Below are 3,692 nucleotides of genomic sequence, written 5' to 3' on the forward strand. Positions count from 1 at the left end.
CACCTGCTCGATGAACTGCGCGGCATTGGCGCGAAACTCCGTCACCGGTTGGATATCACGACTCGGCTTGAGCGTCGACATACGGCTCCTGAAAGTATGTACATAGCTACGTACATTATAACGTACCGAAATGCCAGCGATCATGCAACCCGCCGGAGTACGCCTAACGCCATGTTAGGCGGCACGACGAAAACCGCGCCCTGCACTGCGTAGACGAGGGCCCAGAGATTCCGCACGGCCGGCCGCCAGAACCCAGAGGAGAACCGGCACCCGTTCGCGACGTCTCGCGGTGGCGCAAGCGCCGATCGAGCGTGCGACCGTTGCCTCGGACTGCCCTAGGTCCGCTGCTATAGCCTGGACGCCGGTCAGCGTGAATACTGCTGACCGGGATGGCTCGCGCGGTCGGCGATCGCGGCGTACTCTTGTCAGCCATGAACGACGACGAGCTGCGCCTTGGCTTCGCCCAGCACGACTCGGTGCGCGACCGCTACCGGGTTGAGCGCGAGCTCGGCACCGGCGGCATGGCCACCGTGTACCTCGCGCGCGACCTCAAGCATGATCGCGATGTGGCGATCAAGGTGATGCGTGCGGAGCTGGCCGAGTCACTCGGACGCGATCGCTTCCTGCGCGAGATCCAGCTCGCCGCCAAACTCGCGCATCCGCATATCCTGCCCCTGTTCGACAGCGGCGACGCCGGCGGCGCGCTGTACTACGTGATGCCGAATGTGCAGGGCCAGACGTTGCGCGACCGCATGAACGCGGTGGGGCCGCTGCCGGTGATCGAGGCGGTCCGCATCGCCACGGAGGTGGCCGGCGCCCTCGACCACGCGCACCGACACGACGTCGTGCACCGCGACATCAAGCCGGAGAACATCATGCTGCAGGATGGCCACGCCCTCGTGGCTGACTTTGGCATCGGCAAGGCAGTGAGCGAGGCAGACGGCAACACGCTGACGCAGGCGGGCGTGAGCGTCGGTACGCCGGCCTACATGAGCCCCGAGCAGGCCGTGGGCGAGAGCGTGGATGGCCGGAGCGACCTCTACTCGCTGGGCTGCGTGCTGTACGAGATGCTGGTTGGCGAGCCGCCGTTCACAGGGCCGAACGTGCAGGCGGTAATCGCCAAGCGGTTCGTGCAGACGCCGGCCGACGTCACCGCCCTGCGTGACGGCATTCCTCGCCCCGTCGCGCGCGCGCTGCAGCAGGCGCTCGCCCGCACGCCGATCGATCGCTTCGAGACGGCGGCACTGTTCGTCAGCGCGCTTGGTGTGGCGGAGGCTCCGCCGACAACGACGCTCGTGCCCGAGAAGTCGCTGGCCGTGCTCCCGTTCACGAGCCTCAGCCGCGACCCCGAGGACGAGTTCTTCGCGGACGGCGTGACCGAGGAAATCTTGAATGCGCTGGCGCAGATCCCTGGGCTCCGGGTGGCGGGGCGGAGTTCGAGCTTCTCCTTCAAGGGGAAGAACGAGGACCTGCGCTCGGTAGGCACGAAGCTTGGCGTGGCCACGATCCTCGAAGGAACGCTGCGGCGCGCGGGAAGCCGGCTGCGGATCACGGTGCAATTGATCGATGCCGCCGACGGCTATCAGCTCTGGTCGGAACGCTACGAACGAGTCATCGACGACGTGTTCGCGGTGCAGGACGAAATCGCCGCCACGATCGCCGAACGGTTACGGCTTTCCCTCGCGGCTGGGCGCGGCGCGGCTGCGGAAAAGCCGCCCACGACGAACCTGACGGCCTATACGCTCTACCTGAAAGGACGTGCGCTGCTCTACCGGCGCGGGCGCAGTATCCTCGAGGCCCTGGATTGCTTTAAGGAGGCCGTGGCGCTCGACGCCGAGTATGCGCAGGCGTGGGCTGGACTTGCCGACGGATACACGACCTCCGCGTACTCGGGCTTCGCCGGCGCTCGCGTGGCCATGCCGCAAGCGCTCGACGCGGCTCGTCGGGCCCTGCTGCTCGACCCGGACCTCGCCGAGGCACACTGCGCGCTGGCCTGCGCCACGATGTTGTATGAGCGCGACGACGCGCTCGCCGAACGCGAGTTCAGACGGGCACTCGATCTGAATCCGAATTACCCGCAGGCGAGGGCGTGGTACGGCCTCTTCTTTCTGCAGTGGGTTGCGGGGCGTGACGACGAGGCGTTGGCGGAGCTCATGCGGCTGTACGAGCTTGATCCGCTCTCCGGGTACGCGAACGCAGTCCTTGGCTTCTTCCAGTTCTCCGCGGGACGGTATGAGGCCGCCGTGGGATACGCCAGACGGGGGATCGAGCTCGACCCAGCTTCGTACCTGGCGCATTGGTGCCTTCAATGCGCGCTGCACGTCGCCGGCCGACATGCGGAGGCCGTCGCCGTCGCCGAAACGGTGCTCGCGATGTCGCTGCGCCATCCCTGGGCACTGGCGGCACTCGTGTCCACGTATGCTGGCTGGGGGAAGACGGAGCAGGCGCGTGCAGCATTTCACGAACTCGAGGAACGCGCCAAGACGGTGTACGTGCAGCCCTCCATGCTGTGCAGCGCGGCCTCCGACGCGATCGGCGTGAACGAGGGCATCGCGTTCGCACGCCGTGCGCTCGACGACCGGGATCCTTTGTTCGTGATGCTTGCGCGTACCTGGCCGCTGTATGCCACGTTGCGCGCGGATCTGCGGTTTCGCGACGTGGTACGTCAGCTCAACTTGCCCAACTGGGAGGCAACAAACTGAGTAGCTGTCGGCGGCCGCGCCACGAGCCGGGCGACGACGGTGAGATCGTTCGCGACAACGAACTCGAGGGTGCGGAACCTTCCGATCTCGCGGCGCACAAATGATCGTGTTTGCCGCCTAACGCTAGCTTCTGCAGCGGGCGATCAAATCAAACGCGAGCGAAGCGAGCAACCGCATCGCCCGTCTGCAGCAAGCACCGTTAACTGGCGGCCGCGTAGACGGCGACCTCAACACCGAGACGCAGGCCTAACCGGTCGCTTTCGACCTCTAGGTCATAGCGCGTCTGCAGGTTTAACCAGAACTGCGCCGAGGTGCCGAAGTATCGACCGAGTCGCAGCGCCGTGTCGGCTGTGATGCCACGCTTGCCGTGCACGATCTCATTGATACGGCGCGGCGGCACGGACAGGTCGTGGGCTAGTCGGTACTGGGAGAGCGCCAACGGCTCAAGGAACTCCGCCAGCAGGATCTCGCCGGGATGAATGGGCGCGAGTTTGGTTGCCATGATCCGCTCAGTGATAGTCTACGATTTCGACCGCGAACGCCGCGCCGTCTCGCCAGCGAAAACAGACGCGCCATTGCTGGTTGACGCGGATGCTGTGCTGGCCCGCCCGATCGCCACGCAACTTCTCCAGCCGATTCCCTGGCGGCACACGGAGTTCTTCGAGGGCAAGTGCCGCGTCGAGGAGCAGGAGCTCACGACGCATGACGCCGTGAAGCGTTGACGGAAAACGCCGAACCCGCTCGCGATTAAAGAGCCGCTCCGTATCGCGGTCGGCAAAGCTGGCGATCATGAACCAATGATAACGCTCACCGTTATTACCGTCAAGTCACCCGAGAATGGCGACCAGTTAACGTTCGAGCGGAGCTGCCCGCGGAGGCAGGCTTTGTAAGCCCGGTACGCGACGATAGTACGACTGGCGCGGACCGGGCTTACAAAGCCTGCCGTAGCGGGTCAGCTTGAGCGAGGGGTTAGGCTGCACTTGGCTCAAG

At 65.5% G+C, this 3,692-nt stretch carries 3 protein-coding genes; 1 reads left to right on the forward strand and 2 read right to left on the reverse strand.

The annotated features are described in order from the left end of the window. Positions 1 to 431 precede the first annotated feature (431 nt). Entirely contained in the window at positions 432 to 2,702 is a 2,271-nt protein-coding gene (locus ACIRA7_RS15700) for a protein kinase (RefSeq protein WP_396221779.1), read from the forward strand. A 199-nt stretch (positions 2,703 to 2,901) separates the two neighbouring features. Here the strand turns inward: ACIRA7_RS15700 and ACIRA7_RS15705 are convergent, their stop codons facing one another. After that, positions 2,902 to 3,204, reverse strand: a complete 303-nt coding sequence (locus tag ACIRA7_RS15705; RefSeq protein ID WP_353262497.1) for a HigA family addiction module antitoxin — start codon at positions 3,202 to 3,204, stop codon at positions 2,902 to 2,904. Between the two features lie 7 nt (positions 3,205 to 3,211). Continuing rightward, positions 3,212 to 3,493, reverse strand: coding sequence for a type II toxin-antitoxin system RelE/ParE family toxin (locus ACIRA7_RS15710; RefSeq protein ID WP_396221780.1), 282 nt, complete (start codon positions 3,491 to 3,493; stop codon positions 3,212 to 3,214). Positions 3,494 to 3,692 lie beyond the last annotated feature (199 nt).

It is taken from the genome of Gemmatimonas sp. (genome assembly GCF_044376735.1).
Taxonomy (GTDB): domain Bacteria; phylum Gemmatimonadota; class Gemmatimonadetes; order Gemmatimonadales; family Gemmatimonadaceae; genus Gemmatimonas.

Bases quoted from the DNA above. Each gene is read 5' to 3' on its own strand.
- ACIRA7_RS15700 (WP_396221779.1), top strand. From the start codon at position 432: ATGAACGACGACGAGCTGCGCCTTGGCTTCGCCCAGCACGACTCGGTG.
- ACIRA7_RS15705 (WP_353262497.1), bottom strand. From the start codon at position 3,204: ATGGCAACCAAACTCGCGCCCATTCATCCCGGCGAGATCCTGCTGGCG.
- ACIRA7_RS15710 (WP_396221780.1), bottom strand. From the start codon at position 3,493: ATGATCGCCAGCTTTGCCGACCGCGATACGGAGCGGCTCTTTAATCGC.